This window comes from Denitrificimonas caeni (genome assembly GCF_027498055.1).
Lineage (GTDB): Bacteria > Pseudomonadota > Gammaproteobacteria > Pseudomonadales > Pseudomonadaceae > Denitrificimonas.
This window is the reverse complement of sequence record NZ_CP114976.1, coordinates 1,874,357-1,893,277: the sequence shown is the minus strand read 5'-3', so window position 1 is coordinate 1,893,277 and position 18,921 is coordinate 1,874,357. Positions and strand designations below refer to the sequence as shown.

Annotated in this window: 13 protein-coding genes; 4 read left to right on the top strand and 9 right to left on the bottom strand. The window is 50.5% G+C overall.

Annotated features, from left to right (window positions below; all coding sequences use genetic code 11):
• Window positions 1-15 precede the first annotated feature (15 nt).
• From O6P33_RS08950 to O6P33_RS08935, 4 genes are all read left to right on the top strand, one after another.
• Window positions 16-2,376, top strand: a complete 2,361-nt coding sequence (locus tag O6P33_RS08950; RefSeq protein ID WP_269817444.1) for an efflux RND transporter permease subunit — start codon at window positions 16-18, stop codon at window positions 2,374-2,376.
• Window positions 2,377-2,615: 239 nt separating this feature from the next.
• Window positions 2,616-3,395, top strand: coding sequence for a sulfate reduction electron transfer complex DsrMKJOP subunit DsrO (dsrO, locus tag O6P33_RS08945; protein WP_269817443.1), 780 nt, complete (start codon window positions 2,616-2,618; stop codon window positions 3,393-3,395).
• Window positions 3,376-4,533, top strand: coding sequence for an NrfD/PsrC family molybdoenzyme membrane anchor subunit (nrfD, locus tag O6P33_RS08940; RefSeq protein ID WP_269817442.1), 1,158 nt, complete (start codon window positions 3,376-3,378; stop codon window positions 4,531-4,533). The genes dsrO and nrfD overlap by 20 nt, the downstream gene beginning before the upstream one ends.
• A complete protein-coding gene (locus O6P33_RS08935) occupies window positions 4,526-7,624 on the top strand; it encodes a molybdopterin-dependent oxidoreductase (RefSeq protein ID WP_269817441.1) in 3,099 nt (1,032 codons plus the stop codon). The genes nrfD and O6P33_RS08935 overlap by 8 nt, the downstream gene beginning before the upstream one ends.
• A 114-nt stretch (window positions 7,625-7,738) precedes the next feature.
• Here O6P33_RS08935 and O6P33_RS08930 read toward each other — a convergent pair whose 3' ends face one another.
• From O6P33_RS08930 to O6P33_RS08890, 9 genes are all read right to left on the bottom strand, one after another.
• Window positions 7,739-8,143, bottom strand: a complete 405-nt coding sequence (locus O6P33_RS08930) for a ribonucleotide reductase subunit alpha (protein WP_269817440.1) — start codon at window positions 8,141-8,143, stop codon at window positions 7,739-7,741.
• A 51-nt stretch (window positions 8,144-8,194) separates the two neighbouring features.
• A complete protein-coding gene (gene moaA, locus O6P33_RS08925) occupies window positions 8,195-9,181 on the bottom strand; it encodes a GTP 3',8-cyclase MoaA (protein WP_269817439.1) in 987 nt (328 codons plus the stop codon).
• Between the two features lie 20 nt (window positions 9,182-9,201).
• Window positions 9,202-10,080, bottom strand: a complete 879-nt coding sequence (locus O6P33_RS08920) for a peptidylprolyl isomerase (protein WP_269817438.1) — start codon at window positions 10,078-10,080, stop codon at window positions 9,202-9,204.
• A 13-nt stretch (window positions 10,081-10,093) separates the two neighbouring features.
• On the bottom strand, window positions 10,094-10,774 hold the full coding sequence (narI, locus tag O6P33_RS08915) for a respiratory nitrate reductase subunit gamma (protein ID WP_269817437.1): 681 nt from the start codon (window positions 10,772-10,774) through the stop codon (window positions 10,094-10,096).
• 9 nt (window positions 10,775-10,783) lie between these two features.
• Window positions 10,784-11,524 (bottom strand): nitrate reductase molybdenum cofactor assembly chaperone, encoded by a 741-nt coding sequence (narJ, locus tag O6P33_RS08910; RefSeq protein ID WP_269817436.1) that lies wholly within the window; start codon window positions 11,522-11,524, stop codon window positions 10,784-10,786.
• A gap of 2 nt (window positions 11,525-11,526) precedes the next feature.
• Window positions 11,527-13,065: a nitrate reductase subunit beta gene (narH, locus tag O6P33_RS08905; RefSeq protein ID WP_269817435.1), complete on the bottom strand. Its 1,539-nt coding sequence runs from the start codon at window positions 13,063-13,065 to the stop codon at window positions 11,527-11,529.
• 10 nt (window positions 13,066-13,075) lie between these two features.
• Window positions 13,076-16,831, bottom strand: coding sequence for a nitrate reductase subunit alpha (locus tag O6P33_RS08900; RefSeq protein ID WP_269817434.1), 3,756 nt, complete (start codon window positions 16,829-16,831; stop codon window positions 13,076-13,078).
• Between the two features lie 82 nt (window positions 16,832-16,913).
• The gene (locus O6P33_RS08895; RefSeq protein ID WP_269817433.1) at window positions 16,914-18,401 is read right to left on the bottom strand and encodes an MFS transporter; all 1,488 of its coding nucleotides are present in this window, start codon (window positions 18,399-18,401) and stop codon (window positions 16,914-16,916) included.
• A gap of 27 nt (window positions 18,402-18,428) precedes the next feature.
• Window positions 18,429-18,887 (bottom strand): universal stress protein, encoded by a 459-nt coding sequence (locus O6P33_RS08890; RefSeq protein ID WP_269817432.1) that lies wholly within the window; start codon window positions 18,885-18,887, stop codon window positions 18,429-18,431.
• Window positions 18,888-18,921: the final 34 nt, after the last annotated feature.

Below are 18,921 nucleotides of genomic sequence, written 5' to 3'. Positions count from 1 at the left end.
CTGGAGACTGTCAGAATGACTTCTAAATCAAGAAACAATCCAGCCGCAGTGCTCGAGCGTTTGATTTTTAACAACCGACCTGCGGTTGTTGTACTTTGTATCATTATTAGTGTTTTCTTATTTTGGAATGCGGCGCAGGTGCGTCCAGAAACCAGCTTTGAGAAAATGATTCCACTCAAGCACCCCTATATTGAGGAAATGCTTGAGCACCGTGACGACCTAGCCAACCTAGGGAATAGCGTGCGCATCTCGGTGGAAAACGTCAATGGCGATATTTTCGACAAAGACTATATGGAAACGCTGCGTCAAATCAGTGATGAAGCGTTCTATATTCCAGGTGTTGATCGTTCCGGCCTGCGCTCCTTATGGAGCCCTAACGTGCGCTGGACCGAGGTTACCGAGCAAGGTTTTGCCGGTGGTGAGGTGATACCGCAAACCTATGACGGTTCTGCAGAAAGCCTCAATGAATTGCGCGACAATATTCTTAAGTCAGGGCAAGTTGGGCGGCTGGTAGGTAACAACTTTAAATCCAGTATTGTTGAAATCCCATTGCTGGAAGAGTTTCCTGATCCCAATGATCAAAGCCAGCTGCTCAAGCTCGACTATCAAGAGTTTTCACACAATCTTGAAGAGAAAATCCGTGAGAAATATCAGTTAGAAAACCCCAATGTCAAAATCCATATTGTTGGTTTTGCGAAAAAAGTGGGTGATTTGATTGATGGCTTGGTCAGCGTTGCTCTGTTTTTTGGGGTAGCCATTGCCATTACCTTTGCCCTGTTATTGTGGTTCACCAAGTGCATGAAAAGCACCTTGGCGGTGTTGTTCTCCACACTGATTGCCGTGGGTTGGCAGCTGGGCTTACTGCACCTGATGGGCTTTGGGCTGGATCCATACTCCATGTTGGTACCTTTCTTGGTTTTTGCGATTGGTATTTCCCATGGTGTGCAAAAAATCAATGGTATCGCCATGGCCTCTGGCACCGCGCTGGATGCTTTAACTGCTGCGCGCATGGCGTTCCGTCAGCTATTTGTCCCAGGTTTAGTGGCGCTGTCTTCGGATGCGGTGGGTTTTATTACTCTGCTGCTGATTGATATCGGTGTGATTCGCGAGTTAGCCATTGGTGCCTCAGTGGGTGTGGCGGTCATCATTCTGACTAACCTGATCTTCTTACCTGTATTGATTTCATACATTGGTATCAGTAAGAAAGCGGTTAAAGTCAGTCGCGAAAATGCTGAGCGTGACAGCCCGTTATGGCGCTTTATTTCTAATTTTGCCAGCCCTGTTGTGGCCCCGTTCTCAGTGGTGATTGCCCTCTGTGCCTTGATCTTTGGACTCTGGTACGGGCAAAACCTGAAGATTGGCGACTTGGACCAAGGTGCGCCAGAGCTGCATGCGGATTCACGCTACAACTTGGATAATGACTTTATTATCAATAACTACTCGACCAGTTCTGATGTACTGGTGGTGATGGTGAAAACACCCTCTGAAGGTTGTTCAAGCTACAACACCTTAAAAGCCATTGATGATCTGAGTTGGCGCATGGAAAATACGCCGGGTGTGCAGTCCGTGGTATCTATGGTCACAGTCTCTAAGCAAGTGATCAAAGGAATGAACGAGGGTAACTTGAAGTGGGAGACCTTATCGCGCAACCAGCACATTTTGAATAACTCAATTTCCCGTGCAGATGCGTTATATAACTCCGATTGCTCGTTAGCACCGCTACTGGTTTTCTTGGAAGATCACAAAGCCGAAACCCTAAGTACTGCGGTGGCTGCGGTGGAAGACTTTGCCGCAAAGACCAATAGCGATGAGCATATGTTCCTCTTGGCGGCGGGTAACGCGGGTATTGAAGCAGCGACCAACGATGTCATTTCCGCATCGGAAATTATGATGCTGATTGCTGTTTACACCGCAGTAATTACCATGTGCTTAATTACTTTCCGCTCCATTACCGCGACCATCTGTATTATTTTACCCTTGGTGCTGACTTCGGTATTGGGTAACGCCTTGATGGCCTTTATGGGGATCGGAGTGAAAGTAGCCACTTTGCCAGTGATTGCCTTAGGGGTCGGGATTGGGGTCGACTACGGTATTTATATCTACAGTCGCTTAGAAACTTTCTTACGCATGGGTATGCCTTTGCAAGAAGCCTACTACCAGACCCTAAAATCAACAGGTAAAGCAGTGCTCTTTACCGGTGTCTGTTTGGCCATTGGTGTTGCTACGTGGATGTTCTCTGCGATTAAGTTCCAAGCGGATATGGGCTTAATGCTGACCTTTATGTTCCTGTGGAACATGTTTGGTGCGATCTGGCTACTGCCAGCCTTGGCCCGCTTCTTAATTAAGCCTGAGCGTCTGCGCCAAGCTAAAGAGTGATACAGCGTTTAAGCTGAACTGGATGTCAGCAACAAAAAAACGGGGCCTTATGTAAGGCCCCGTTTTTTTTTGGATATTAATTATAATTTAATACTCTTCTATATATAGTTATATTTGCAACTGTTGAGATTTAAGTATATTTTTTTATATATAAGTATTATCCATTGATACCAGTCAAACGACCGTTTAAAAATATTCTGTAGCCTACTAACTAATACGTTACTGGCTGGAGAAATGTTATGGATTTAATGCGACGGTCGCTGCTCAAGCAGATTGCCAGGCTGACTGCAGGTGCAGCATTGGTACCGCTATCAAGTGTTGCGCAGGCAGGGATCAATGACCAGCCAGTGCGCCGCGAAGGCGATCCAACTAAGCGCTATGGCATGTTAATTGATTTGCGCCGCTGTATCGGTTGCCAAGCCTGTACGGTGTCCTGTCATATTGAAAACCAAGCGCCATTGGGCAACTTCCGCACCATTGTTTCGCAGTTTGAAGTTAAACACGAAGAAACGGGCAATAGTGCAACCTTTATGTTGCCGCGTTTATGTAATCACTGTGAAAACCCACCCTGTGTTCCCGTCTGTCCAGTACAGGCTACTTTCCAGCGTCAAGACGGCATTGTGGTGGTCGACAGTGATCGCTGCGTGGGTTGTGCTTACTGTGTCAACGCGTGCCCTTATGATGCGCGCTTTATTAATGAAACCACCCAAACTGCAGATAAATGCACCTTTTGTGCCCACCGTTTAGAAGCCAATTTATTGCCCGCCTGTGTTGAGTCCTGTGTCGGTGGCGCGCGGATAATTGGTGATATGCGCGATCCCAACAGCGAGGTCAGTCGCTTAATTGCCCAGCACCGCGATGAGCTGATGGTACTGCAGCCGGAAAAAAACACTGCACCGCAAGTCTTTTACTTGGGTATGGATGAGCAGTTCACCACCCGCCCAGAAGCCATTGCTGGCTTGTGGGATGTGCTGGATAACGAAGGTAAGGAGATTGGTTATGAATTCTCTGGTCACTGAGGTTTTGGTACCGCGCTATGGGTTAGCGTGGTATCCGTGGGCCGTGCAATATTTTTTCTTAATCGCACTGTCGTATTGCACACTGTGGCTGAGCGCACCAGGTTTGCTGGGTGCCAAATCGTGGCGGACCACCAGCCGCCTTGCTTTACTGGCATGCGTCAGCACCACTTTGGTAGCACCGGTAGCCTTACTGGCTGACTTGCACCAACCGCTGCGTTTTTGGCACTTCTATGCCCATCCCACACCTTGGTCGTGGATGAGTGTCGGCAGCTTTATTTTGCCGCTCTATTTAGGCGTGGTATTGGCGCTAGCATACTTTGTCTGGCGGCCTGCGATCCAAGCGCAGCGTGCGGCGCAAGGACTGTTGGGCGCTTATGCGCGTCTGCTTAGCTTGGGTAACTGGCAAGCACCGGCATTCTTTATCCCGCTCTTAACTTTAGCGGCGTTATTGATCTCCACTGGCATTATTCTCTACACCGGTGCTGAAATTGCCGTGGTGAAAGGGCGGCCCTTGTGGAACACCAATTGGCTGATTCCGATGTTTGCCACCACCGGTATGTTGGGTGCATGCGGCTTAGTGCTGTTATTGAACCGTATTTCTGGGACCAATAAATCCGCAACCAATAAGCAAGTGCTGTCCATTTTGATTTTAAGTTGCTTAGCCAGCGGCTTGATTGCGCTAACGTGGTACCTCGATGGTGCCAATGCTTTGTCCGGTTCGGTGGCGACGGCGATTGATTCGGTACGTGGTAATCCAACCTGGCGCACTATGACAACTTGGGGCTTAACTGCAGGTATCACCTTAATGGCTTTAGCTTGGTTATTGCGCAGCAGACATCGTTTACAAGTCCATGCATGGATTGCCGGACTCTTGGCCTTACATGTGGCGTGGATGTTCCGCTGGGCGGTGCTGATGGATGTGCAAACTGTGGCACGTAATACCGCAGGTTTTAATGATTACAGCATTGCTTTGGGCTCGTCCGGTTGGCTAGGGGTGATTGGCATCTTTGGCCTCTGGCTGGCAGCGATCTTATTGATTGACCTCTTTGTCCCTTGGCGCGGCATAGGTCAGCACCACAATCTAGACATTGATGCGCCACCCTCTGTTGTTGCTAAAGGAGCTGTTCACCATGGATAAGCCAGATAAGTCACGTCGTCGTTTATTAAAAGGCGCAGCCATTGCCGGTGGTGCAGCAACCTTTGCTGCGGGTTACTCTGATCCACTGATTAAAATGGCTAAGGGCATCAAAGGCACCTCAGGGGAAAAGCCCAATGACCGTATTCATGGCAACTCTTTAACGCCTGAATACAGTGTCGACAGTCAGACCGGTGAGTTGACCTTGAACCCCGATCAGCGCACCGCTTTTACAGTGTGCTATGGCTGCACCACCTTGTGCGGAGTGCGGGTGCGCATTGATAACAACAATGAAAGTATCTTGCGTGTGTCCGGTAACCCGTATCATCCGTTATCCGGTGATCCGCACTTACCGCAAGCCAACCCTGTGGTGGATGCACTAAGAAGTGTCAGTGGCTTTGCTGAGCAAGGTCTAGCCGGACGCTCTACCACTTGCGCTCGCGGGAATGCGATGATGGCGCAGATCGACAGTCCATTTCGTTTAACCCATTGCTTGAAGCGAGTGGGGAAACGCGGTGATCGCAAATGGGAAAAGATTTCCTTTGAACAAATGGTTGAAGAAGTCTGTGAAGGTGGCGATTTGTTTGGCGAAGGCCATGTGCAAGGTTTGCGCGAGTTACATGATCACGAAACGCTGATTGATCCAGACAACCCCGAGTACGGCCCGGTGGCTAACCAGCTATTGGTGATGGATGCCACGGATTACGGTCGTTCAGCGATTTTAAAGCGTTTCACCTTTAATGCGTTTGGTACCCGCAACTTTGGTGCCCACGGTTCTTATTGTGGTGTGGCTTTCCGTATGGGCTCAGGTGCGGTATTAAATGATCTGGAGAAAAACGCCCACAGTAAACCCGACTTTAAGCACACCCGTTTTGCCTTATTTATTGGCACTGCACCCAGCCAAGCCGGTAACCCTTTTAAGCGTCAAGCCCGCTTGCTGGCTGAAGCCCGTGCCCATGGCGATTTAGAATATGTGGTGATTGATCCAGCACTGAATGCTGCCGCATCCCATGCCAGCACCGAGCGTAACCGTTGGGTGCCAATTTTACCGGGTACCGATACTGCTTTGGCCATGGCGTTAACCCAGTGGCTGTTGTCCAATAATGGCTATGCCGCCGACTTTTTATCTTATCCGAGCCAAGCGGCTGCTGAGCAACACGGCGAAGCAGGGCACACCAACGCCACCCACTTAGTGATTGAGACGGAAGGGCATCCACGGGCTGGATATTTCTTACGCCGCTCTGATTTAGGTTTAGCCGAGTTAGGCAGTGCTGCCGATGAGGTGATGGTCTTAGACCTGCAGGGTGAACTGGTTGCTGCTAGCCAGACGGCACAGGCGCAGCTGTTTGTTGAGCAAGAAATTGAAACCTCAACCGGGCTGATTCAAGTTAAAAGCAGTCTCGCCAAACTACGTGAGACAGCCAACCAGTACAGCTTAGCCGAGTACTCAGAGCACTGCGGTATTCCAGAAAGCACCTTGGTGAAATTAGCCAGTACCTTTGCCAAGCACGGCCGTCAATCTGCTGCAGCCTGTCACGGCGGCATGATGTCAGGCAGTGGTTTCTACGCCGCTTTTGGCATTACTATGCTGAATACTCTGGTGGGTAGCTTTAACCAGAAAGGCGGAGCAATTAAAGCACCCGGTGGTTTCAACGGTACCGGTGCTGGACCCCGTTATGATTTGGAGGGTTTCCCCGGCAAGCGCGGTCCTAAAGGGGTGTTTTTGTCACGCTCGCGCTTCCCTTATGAGAAGTCATCGGAATATAAACGCAAAGTTGCCGCCGGTGAATCGCCATACCCAGCTCGCGCACCGTGGCGGGTCTTAGCGCCGCCAGCGCTGACTGAGCATATTGCTTCCGGTTTAGATGGCTACCCGTATCCATTAAAAGCAGTAATTGGCTGCATGGCCAACCCCATGTACGGGCAAGCAGGTTTGGCCAATATTATCGGTGAGCGCATTCAAGATCCTAAGCGTTTAGGTTTGTATGTGGCAGTGGACGGTTTTATCAATGAAACCAACCGCTATGCCGACTATTTAGTACCGGACTCGGTGATGTATGAAGTCTGGGGCTTTACTGGCGCTTGGAATGGCACCACCACCAAAATGACCACCGCCTGTTGGCCGGTGGTGGAGCCACGGCAGCAGAAAACTGCAGAAGGCGAGCCAGTCAGTTTGGACAGTTTCTTAATTGCGGTATCCAAGCGTTTAGATCTGCCAGGTTTTGGTGATAACGCCATTCCTGACCATGAGGGGAATCTGCATCCGCTGAATAAAGCCGAGGACTTCTATTTACGCGCAGCGGCCAATATTGCTTTCCAAGGCAAGCCTTTACCTGAGGTCACTGAAAGTGATATTGAGCATGGCGGTATTGCTTCGTTACTGCCTAAGTTGCAAAACACGTTAAAGCCTGAAGAGCAGGGCCCAGTGGCCTATATGTATGCCCGTGGCGGACGTTTTGAAGACTATGATCAAGCCTATGTGGGCAAGCATCACCGCCATGCGTGGCGCGCGCCTTTATGCATCTACAACGAGCAAGTGGGCACCGCTGTCGACAGTTACACCGGCAAGCGTCTAGTGGGCACACCGCAATTCCAGGAAGCCAAGTTTCATGATGGCACGCCGATGCGTGAGATTTATTCAACAGCAGACTGGCCGTTACTGGCGTTCTCGTTTAAATCAAACATTATGAATTCCTACTCTGCAGGGCTTGAGCGCTTACGTATGATCAAACCTTATAATCCTGTGTTAGTGCACCGTATCGACGCCGAGCGTGCCGGCATAGCCCACGGTGATACCATTCAAATTGAAAGCCCTGGCGGCACAGTGATTGGTTTGGCTTTGGTCAGTGAAAGTGTGAAGCCGGGTGCCTTAGGGATTGAGCATGGCTATGGTCACCGCGAACTGGGTGCCAGTGAGCATCAGGTGGATGGCCAAGCCATGCCGGCGATTGACTGGATCGGTGCAGGGATTAACCTCAATGATCTAGGCTTTGCTGATCCAACTCGCGAGGTGATGGCCACTTGGCTGGAAGGCGTCAGTGGTGCCAGTATTCGCCAAGGTTTGCCGGTGCGCATTAGTCGTTTAGTCAGTTAAGAGCGCGCAAATAAAAACGGGGCTCTGAATAGGCCCCGTTTTATTTAGGTTTAACTTGAATGCCAGTGCTGGGTTATGCCGTGCTGCGTTTAAGCCTAGGTTAGGCCACTGGTTTTAGCTGATTTGTAGGATCTCACCCGATTTACTGAAGGCTAAAAAATTACTCACGCCTCCGGCTTGAATGGCTTGTACCATCATTTGTAACGGTTGTTCCGCTTGGTCGGAGTTTGGTGCAATACCGCCGTGGCCAGACATACTGCTAATAAAGACCACGTCCCAGTCCTGTCCGGTTTTTTTCGACTCTTGCAATAGAGCGCTAAAGTTACTCAGTTCGTTTGGGGTTTTATCAACACAAACCACGGGGGTTAAAGTGCCGCCAACGCCTTTGGCAAAGTTTTCTTTTTCAACTTGTGTGGCATCTTCCGGTAATTCTGCTTTGGTGAAGACAAAGAGCAGTAACTGCGGCTCTGTTTGCGCTTTAGCAGCTTGCAACAGGTCATCAAAGTTTGTGATCGTCATATGGGGTCTCTTCGGTCTATGGGCGGCGAGTTAGGGCGCTAAGGTTGTGCCTCAGCCGCCACTGGCGTTCATAAAACGCACAATTTGTACGTCGCCGTCACTGCTAAAATGGTGCTTTTCAGGTTTATTATTGAGCGCTTTATGGATGCTGGCCAAAACGGGTTCATTGCTTAACGGGTAACGGCGCAGCAAAGCCAATAAATCCAAGGAGTGTTCGTTACCAAGGCAAAGCAATAACTTGCCTTCAACGGTAATGCGTACCCGGTTACAGGTACTGCAAAAGTTATGCGAATGTGGCGAGATAAAACCAATCCGTGTCGTGGGGTAATCTTTTAAGCGCATGTAGCGTGCCGGACCACCGCTGCTTTCTGTGCTGTCCAGCAGCGCATAACGTTCAGCAATGCTGTCGCGCACTTGATCACTGCTAAATAAAGAGCGCTCACGGCCGACATGGCCTAAAGGCATCTCCTCAATAAAGGTGATATCCAGTTGATTACTTATGGCGTAATCCGTTAACGCTAAAATTTCATCATCATTGTGACCTTGAATGATCACGCTGTTGATCTTTAAATTTTTAAAGCCGGCTTGACGCGCAGCTTGAATGCCTGCCAGCACCTGTTGTAGATCACCCACCCGAGTCATGGTTTTAAATTTATCAGGGCAGAGCGAATCTAGGCTAATATTAAGGCGTTTGACCCCAGCATCGGCCAGCGGTTGGGCGTATTTAGTCAGCTGCGAACCGTTGGTGGTCATCACCAGCTCGTCTAAGCCGGGAATGGCACTGATTCTTTCGCATAGACCAACAATGCCTTTGCGGGTGAGTGGCTCGCCACCGGTCAAACGAATTTTACGCACGCCGTTGGCAATAAAAATTTCTGCACATCGCTCAATTTCTTCAAGGGTTAAAATGCGTTGACGTGGTAAAAACGTCATGTCCTCAGCCATACAATAGATACAGCGAAAGTCGCAACGGTCGGTAACCGATAAGCGCACGTAGTCTATTTTTCGACCAAAACCATCAATCAGTTCAGCAGACATGACGTTTCTCCCAGTTTAAGCTATTGCACTAGCGGCGACGCCGCACCCTGCAATGTAATGCCCTCGATTGTAGCTTCACCCACCAGCATTTGCAGGTATTGAGTGACACTCTTTTGCCAAACACGTTGGCTTAACTGAGCAGCAATGCGCTCCTTAACCATGTGGTAAGGCACCAGCTCGCCTTCGACACGCTGCTCTACCAGTACAATGTGGTAGCCGTAGCGCGATTCGATGGGCTGTTCAGCCAAGCCCAGCGGTAAGCGTAACAGTTGGCGCTCAAACTCAGGGACGGTCTGTCCTTTTGACAATTGCCCCAGAGAGCCTTGCTGGGCTTTCGATGGACAAGCCGAATGAGTCATGGCCATCGCTGCAAAGTTAGCGCCCGCTTGTAATTGCTCAATAATATTGAGGGCTATTTCCCGTTGCGTACTGCGTTCTAAATCATCCTCAGGGTCAGCAGCAATTAAAATATGCCGCGCCGACACCAATGGCGGCGTGGTAAAGCTGCGCGGGTTGCTGTTATAGAAAGTCTCCAGTTCAGTATCGCCAATTTCTGGGGTGCTGATTTCCTGCTCGAGCAAGCAGCGGGTACTGGCTTCCTCGTAGGTTTCAGCGTCTTGCACCTGCACTTCAAGATTAATTTCAGCGGCGCGTTGCTTGAGTAGCTCTTGCAGTACTAACGCTTGCGCCGCCAAAAATACCACTTCGCGCTGGGAGTCAGCCGGATGATATTGCATCTCTTGGGCAATGGCGGTGCTGGTTACTTCAACACCGTTGACCCGAATAACAGGTAAGTCACTGTTGCTGCTGGTGGCAATTAACAGCGGCTCTGTAGCCGCTGCGCCCACCGATGCAGACTGAGCCGCATCGGTGAATAAAGGGGTCGATGACTGTTGCATAGCAATCTACTCCTTAACCTTTTTGACGAACAATTTGGTAGCGACGACCCAGGTACCAGATTGGTGCACTGACAATGTGTACCAAACGGGTGAACGGGAAGAGCACGAATAAAGTCACACCAAGGAACACATGCAGCTTGTAGATGATGCCAACTGGTGCGATGGCCGCTGCAGCTTGCATGGGCTGCAAGGTGACGATGCTTTGCGCCCAGTTACCGAGCATAACCATTACTGAGCCGTCCAGGTGCTGGGTTGAGGCAACAATGGTCATTAAGCCCAACAGCAACTGCGCCAACAAGACAAACAAAATCATAATGTCTGAAGTGCTGGAGCTGGCACGAATGCGCGGATTGTTAAGGCGACGTTGAATCAACATCACCAGACCAATCAAACACAAGATGCCAAAGAAGCCGCCAGAGACCATGGCCAGCAACTGTTTGTTTTCGGTGCTGATAAAAGGGCTATAAAGCGCGTGGGGGGCGAGCAAGCCAACAAAGTGTCCGGCCAGAATAAAGATAATTCCGACGTGGAATAAGTTGCTGGCTAAGCGCATGCCTTTGTTATCGAGCATTTGGCTGGAACCTGCACGCCACGTGTACTGCGATAAGTCAAAGCGCGCCCAACTGCCAATCAGGCAGATGGCTAGCGCTACGTATGGGTATACGCCAAACACTAAAAGATTAAAATTAGACATGGGATTCTCCTACACTTTATTAGTAGCGGTGGCATCATGGGCAAAGTCGACCCAATGCAGTGGCACTGCTACATCTTCGCGCTGTTTTTGTGGGGCATTGGCACTGTTAATACCGCAGCTGTCCGTTTGCTCGCTGGACATAAAGGTGACGGCTTCTTCCTCCCAGAGTGCATCCAAAGCTTCAAAGCTGTCGTCATAGACTTCTTGACTGACTTGCTCGCTTACTTCAGCAATGGCCACCTCAGGCTCAAAGCCAGCGATTTGTAACAGCGCCTGAAAGCACGCGGCATAGGGACTGCCTTGCTCAACTAAGCGCGCTGCAAGCAAGGCGAGCAGGTGCTCTACATCGGCTAAGCCCGCGCGAGCGGTAGGCTCGTCACAGTGGGATAAGTACTCCAAGTACAGCGGGATATAATCCGGCAGCTCTTTAGTATCGATGGCAAAGCCATCATTTTCATACTGCGCCATTAAATCGACCATGGCTTGACCACGGTCCCGTGACTCACCATGCACATGCTCAAATAGCAGCAGTGAGAAGTGGCGGCCACGGTTAAATAGCTTAACGTAGGCCTCTTGCGCATCCATTAGGTCGCCTGCCGTTAACTCATCAACCAGCGCCTGAACAGCTAGGCGCTGCTCAGGGCTAATCACACGGGTGGCAGCAATGGCTTGGGCCAGCTCATCTTTGGCATCGAAGATCACTTGGGTTGGGTAATCCAACAACAAGGAAATAACCTTTAAGATTTTCATGCTTAGTCCTCCCATACTTGGACGGTTTTCATGATTTCGCGCTTGGTATGTTTTTTCCCACCAAACATATTGGCGCTATCGTCACCACTGCAGCCGTTGCCAAAGCTAAAGCCACAACCATTGCGCTCAGCAAAGGCATCCGACATGGCTTCTTCGCGGTGTGCGGTTGGAATCACGAAACGGTCTTCATAATCCGCAATGGCCAAGTAACGGTACATTTCATCCGCTTGCGCTTTACTTAAACCCACTTCTTCCAGCGCGGTTAAGTCTTCCACGCCGTCCACATGCTCAGCACGTTTGTAGACGCGCATGGCCAGTAAGCGTTTTAGAGCCAACTTAACCGGCTTTTCATCGCCAGCAGTGAGCAGGTTAGCCAGGTAACGCAGAGGAATACGCAGGCTGTCCACATCCGGCAGGATGCCATTCATGCCGATCTTGCCACTTTCAGCGGCATTTTGAATCGGCGACAGCGGTGGCACGTACCACACCATAGGTAAGGTGCGGTATTCTGGGTGCAGCGGCAGGGCCAGTTTCCAGTCCACGGCTAATTTATACACTGGTGATTGTTGCGCAGCAGTGATGACTGAGTCTGGAATACCGTCTTTACGTGCTTGGGCAATGACCTTCGGATCGTTGGGATCCAAGAACATTTCCAGCTGCTTGGGGTACAAGTCATGCTCATTGGGGGTGCTGGCCACTTCGTGAATTTTGTCAGCGTCATACAGCAGTACGCCAAGGTAACGAATACGCCCGACACAGGTTTCTGAGCAGATGGTTGGCATACCGGCTTCAATGCGCGGATAGCAGAAAATACACTTCTCTGATTTACCGGTTTTCCAGTTGTAGTAAATCTTTTTGTACGGGCAGCCACTGATGCACATGCGCCAGCCGCGGCATTTATCTTGGTCAATCAAGACAATGCCATCTTCTTCACGTTTATAGATGGCGCCACTGGGGCAGGCTGCGGCGCAGGTGGGGTTGAGACAGTGCTCACACAAACGCGGCAGATACATCATAAAGGTGTTTTCGTATTCGCCGTAAATATCCGCTTGGATATTGTCAAAGTTTTTGTCTTTGCGACGTTTAGCGAATTCCGTACCGAGGATTTCTTCCCAGTTTGGACCCCATTCGATTTTCTCCATACGCTTGCCGGTTAACAGCGAGCGTGGGCGAGCCACCGGCTGGTGCGCCACTTCGGGCGCGGTATGCAGGTGCTGGTAGTCAAAATCAAAGGGCTCATAGTAGTCATCAATGACTGGCAGATCCGGGTTAGCAAAGATATTGGCTAACACGCGGAATTTGCCACCAATGCGCGGACGAATGGAGCCGTCTTTATTGCGCACCCAGCCGCCTTTCCATTTGTTTTGGTTTTCCCACTCCTTTGGGTAGCCAATACCGGGTTTACTTTCAACGTTATTGAACCAGGCGTATTCCATCCCTTCACGGCTGGTCCAAATATTTTTACAGGTCACTGAACAGGTGTGGCAACCGATGCATTTATCGAGGTTCAGAACCATGGCAACTTGTGAGCGAATCTTCATGGTGTTCTCCTTAAAGATCTTGTGGTAATGGCTGTGGAAGGTCATCGGTATTTGAGCCATCTAGCCAGTCGACCTTGCTCATTTTACGGACCACAACAAATTCATCGCGGTTACTGCCGACGGTACCGTAGTAGTTGAAACCGTAAGACTGCTGCGCGTAAGCACCAATCATGTGGGTGGGTTTTAACACTACGCGGGTGACCGAGTTGTGGTGACCACCGCGGGTTTTGGTGGTTTCTGAACCCGGTACGTTAATAATGCGTTCTTGGGCGTGGTACATCATCACCATGCCTTCTTTAACCCGCTGACTAACCACCGCACGGGCGGTGAGGGCGCCATTGGCGTTAAAGCATTCCACCCAGTCGTTATCTTCGATGCCCGCTTTACGTGCGTCGGTTTCTGAAAGCCAAATAATCGGGCCACCGCGGCTTAAGGTGAGCATCAACAAGTTGTCAGAGTAGGTGCTGTGAATACCCCACTTTTGGTGCGGAGTAATCCAGTTCAGGACAATTTCAGTGTTACCGTTGCGACGCTTATCCTTGACCTGATCAATGGAGCGGGTGTTGACCGGTGGACGGTAGCTCATCAGCTGCTCGCCAAAGGCCTGCATCCAAGGGTGATCCTGATAGAACTGCTGACGACCGGTGATGGTGCGCCATGGAATCAGCTCATGCACGTTGGTGTAGCCCGCGGTATAGCTGACATGCTCGTCTTCCAGGCCAGACCACGTTGGGCTGGAAATGATTTTGCGTGGCTGGGCTTGAATATCCTTAAAGCGAATGGCTTCGTGCTCTTTGCCCACGGCTAAGTGACTGTGATCACGGCCGGTGAATTCAGAGAGTGCTGCCCAAGCTTTAACTGCCACATGGCCGTTGGTTTCCGGTGCCAAGGAGAGAACAACTTCACAAGCATCAATGGCTGAGTCGATTTGTGGTCGGCCCTGACTGACGCCGTCTTCTAGCACCTGCTTATTGAGCTGGCCTAAGAACGTCACCTCATCATCAGTATTCCAACCAATGCCTTTACCACCATTGCCTTGGCTATTCATTAACGGGCCAAGCGAAGTAAACTTCTTGTAGGTGTTCGGGTAGTCACGCTCAACCACAACTAGGTTAGGAGCGTTTTTACCTGGTACTAATGGCTCACCGGATGATTTCCAGTCCGTGCCACCATAGGGCTGAGCCAGCTCGCCGGGGCTGTCGTGCTGCATCGGAATGGTAACAATGTCTTGCTCCACACCCAGATGGCCGTCAGATAGATCGGAGAACTTCTTCGCCACACCTTTAAAAATGTCCCAGTCGGTTCTGGATTCCCAAGCAGGGTCAATGGCTGCCGACAAGGGGTGAATGAATGGGTGCATATCTGAAGTGTTCATATCGTCTTTTTCATACCAAGTCGCGGTAGGTAAGACGATGTCTGAATACATGCAGGTGGACGACATGCGGAAATCGAGGGTGGTAACCAAATCAACCTTACCGATGGCTGCTTCTTCAGCCCATTCAATTTCAGTTGGCTTATAACCATTAGCACCCGTGTCTTCGTTCATTACCCCATGCTTAGGCGTGCCCAGTAAATACTTGAGCATATACTCATGGCCTTTACCGGATGATCCAAGCAGGTTTGAGCGCCAAATAAACATATTGCGTGGGAAGTTGGCTGGGCTATCAGGCTGCTCACAAGCAAAGCGCAATGAGCCGTCTTCTAGGGACTTCACCACGTAATCTTGTGGCGTCATGCCGGCTGCTTTAGCTTCGCGGCAAATTTCCAGCGGGTTGCGGTTAAGCTGCGGTGCGCTGGGTAACCAGCCGCCACGTTCTGCTTGAATGTTGTAATCCAGCGCATGCTGTGGGAACTCGGATTTATCCGCCATAGGCGAAAGAATCTCGTGCATGTCCATGGTTTCATGGCGCCACTGTGAGCTGTGGTTGTAGAAAAAGCTGGTGCCGTTCATATGACGCGGTGGACGGCTCCAGTCCAAACCAAAGGCCACAGGTAGCCAACCGGTTTGTGGACGCAGTTTTTCTTGACCCACATAGTGCGCCCAACCGCCACCACTTTTACCGATACAGCCACACATGATCAGCATATTGATCAGACCGCGGTAGTTCATGTCCAAGTGGTACCAGTGGTTCATACCGGCACCCACGATAATCATTGATTTACCCTTGGTTTTGTCGGCGTTATCGGCAAACTCACGGGCAACCTGGATAACTTTTTCACGGCTGACGCCAGTAATGGCTTCTTGCCAAGCTGGGGTGCCTGGAATGTCGGCTTGATCGTAGCTGCTGGCAACGTTGTCACCACCCAGACCGCGGTCAATGGCTAAACCTGCAGCACTGATGTCAAACACGGTGGCGACACGGGCGCTGCTGCCATCGGCTAAAGTCACTTCACGGCTTGGCACACGACGGAATTGGACAGCTTCACCTTCCACGTGCTGGAAGTGATCATGTAAATCACCACCAAAGTAAGGGAAGGCCACTTCGACTGGGTTGCCTTCATCAATTAAGGACAGCTGCAGTTCAACGTCTTTACCGTTGGTGCCCTCGCGGGCCTCAATGTTCCATTTGCCTTTTTCATTCCAGCGGTAGCCGATTGAGCCTAGCGGTGAAACGAAGTCAGTGGAAAGGCTATCAATGGCAACGGTTTTCCACTCGGGGTTGTTTTCTTGACCCAGATTGCCGGCTAAATCGGAGGCGCGTAAGAAACGTGTGGGTTTAAAGCCACTTTCAAAGTCTTCCAGCATTACCAACATAGGGAAGTCGGAGTAACGGCGCACGTAATCAGTAAAGTAGGCACTGGGCTTTTCCAAGTGGAACTCTTTAAAGATCACATGGCAAAAGGCTTGCGAGAGCGCCGCGTCAGTACCTTGCTTCGGGTTGAGCCATAGGTCAGTCAGTTTGGCGACTTCCGCATAGTCTGGGGTGACTGCTACGGTTTTAGCACCCTTGTAGCGTACTTCGGTGAAGAAGTGCGCATCAGGGGTACGGGTTTGCGGCACGTTCGAGCCCCAAGCAATGATGTAGTTGGAGTTGTACCAGTCAGCGGACTCAGGCACGTCGGTTTGCTCACCCCAAACCATGGGGGAGGCCGGTGGTAAGTCGCAGTACCAGTCATAGAAGCTTAAGCATACACCGCCCATTAACGACAGATAGCGTGAGCCTGCCGCGTAGCTGATCATCGACATGGCCGGAATCGGCGAGAAACCGACCACACGGTCAGGGCCATAGGCCTTGGTGGTGTAGACGTTGGCTGCGGCAATGATTTCGTTGACTTCATCCCAGTTGGAACGAATAAAACCACCTAAGCCGCGCTTGCTTTTATAAGCACGTGCTTTGGCCGGATCTTCAACAATGCTTTGCCAAGCATCCACTGGCGCTAATGATTTACGGGCATCACGCCACAGTTGCAATAACGCCTTACGCACTTTCGGGTATTTAACTCGGTTGGCGCTGTAGATATACCAGCTATAGCTCGCACCGCGAGGGCAGCCGCGCGGCTCGTGGTTGGGCAAGCCTGGGCGGGTACGCGGGTAGTCGGTTTGTTGGGTTTCCCAAGTAATGAGGCCGTTTTTGACATAGATTTTCCACGAGCAGGAGCCTGTGCAGTTCACCCCGTGGGTGGAGCGAACGATCTTGTCATACTGCCAGCGTGAGCGATAACCGTCTTCCCACTCGCGTGATTCTTTACGGATTTCGCCATGGCCATCAGCAAACTCGCCTTGTTTTCTTTTTAAAAAGTGCAGTTGATCTAGAATGCGACTCATAGTTTTATTCCTCTTGAAAAGCAGCTGTGCATTGATGCTGGGCAGCTGCATGCACGCATGTGTTGGTTACTTAAACTCGTCATCATTTGCCAGCCTGTTGGTCAGCTGCGAGCTCAAGGTCCACTGATGAAACAATGTATTCTTCGGCAAACGCACCTTCCGGCTCTTTGAGCCAGAAGAAACAGGCGACAAAGCTCAACAGAGCACCTGCGGCAATAATGAAGAAGAACTGCGAAGGGGTAACAAAGGTGTAGAGGGTTAAATAACACACTGCACCGACGTTGCCGTAAGCACCGGCCATGCCGGAAATTTGTCCTGTAATACGGCGCTTGATGGAGGGGATAATGCCAAAGGTTGCACCCTCAGCACCCTGCACAAAAACTGAAGACAAGATGGTGATCGCTACAGCGATATACAGCGGTAAGGTGCTATTCATTAAGCCCATTAAGGCAAAGCCAATGGCAATACCAATCATGTAGGCCAGCATCACAAAGCGGCGGTTACCAAAACGGTCAGACACCAAGCCACCAATAGGGCGAGCAATGAGGTTAATAAAAGCAAAAGAGGCGGCAATCATGCCCGCGGCGGTGGGGGTTAGGCCCCAAGTCATTTCAAAGAACATCGGCAGCATGGACACTACCGCCAGCTCTGCACCAAAATTGGCAAAGTAGGTGGAGTTCAGCGCCGCCACTGAGTTGAAGTCATACTTATCGTCCTCAGGCACACCTTTACGCAAAATTGGTAAGTTGACCCGTAATACCTGGATGATTTGATAAATCACAATCAGTGCAATCACACCATGGCAAACCCAAGCCCATTGCGCATCAATATAGCCCATGTTTTCAATGCGCCAGACCAGCAGTGAAAGCACGCCAATCATGGGGATGGTCCAGATGATTAGCTTGATCATATCGGCCCAAGAGCTGACTTCCATAGCGCTGACTTTGCGCGGTTTGTGCTGCACAGTGCCGACAGGGCCGTCAGTGATGGCAAACCAGTAAAATACGCCATACAGGGCCATGATGATGGCAGTACTGGCAATAGCGTAACGCCAGCCATCGTCACCACCGAACACATTGAGTGCAATCAGTGGCAAGGTCATAGCCGCCGCCGCAGAACCAAAGTTACCCCAACCGGCATAAAAGCCTTCGGCAAAACCGATATCCCTTGGCTTAAACCACATTGCGGTCATATGGATACCCACCACAAAGCTGGCACCAATGGAGCTGAGGATCAAACGTGATACCAGCAGTTGCGTGCGTGTTTCACCAAAGGCGAAGGCAATCGCGGGAATCGCCATGGTTACCATCAGCACCGAGAATACCCGGCGCGGGCCCCACTTATCTAAGCCCATGCCCACTAAGATGCGCGCAGGAATAGTCAAGGCTACGTTGGCAATGGCAAATAAACGCAAATCATCGTTGGTTAGCCAGCCAACACTTTTCAGCATACTGGTGGCCAGTGGCGCCATATTGAACCAAACAAAGAAGCAGATATAGAAAGCGATCCACGTCAGGTGGAGCGCCTTAATCTCAGGCTTTTTGTAGAGAAATAAATCAGATACTTTCATGCTCTTGCTCCGTCACCCACAGGGTACTTATTGACATGATTGGATCAGCACCGGGCAGGGTGCCCGTCGAGTCAGAAATGAACTGACATTGCCAAAGGTCATAAAGTTGAACTCCTCAACCCAGGCATCTAACGTTTTGCCAATAATGTTGCTATCTACTTTTTCACTGTGGCGGGCGATGACCAGCAGATCAGGCTGCTTGTGCTCGACCGCCTGTAAAATCATTTTGCGTGGATCACCCTCGGCAATCATGACTTCGGTACTGATCCCTAACTCATTTAAAGTTTGTGCGGTTTCGCGCACGGCTTCAGAGAAATCACGTTTGTATTCAAGGTAGTGGGGTTCATTGACGCCACTGGAGCCCAGTACATCTTCAATCACACTGATTAAAGTGACTTTGGGCTTAAGGGCAGCAAACATTTGCAGCGTTTTTTCCAGCGCATTTTTAGCGTTGGTTGAGTTGTCGTAAGCAATCATAATGTTCATCACAAGCTCCTAAGATCCAACTTCGCAGTGCTGT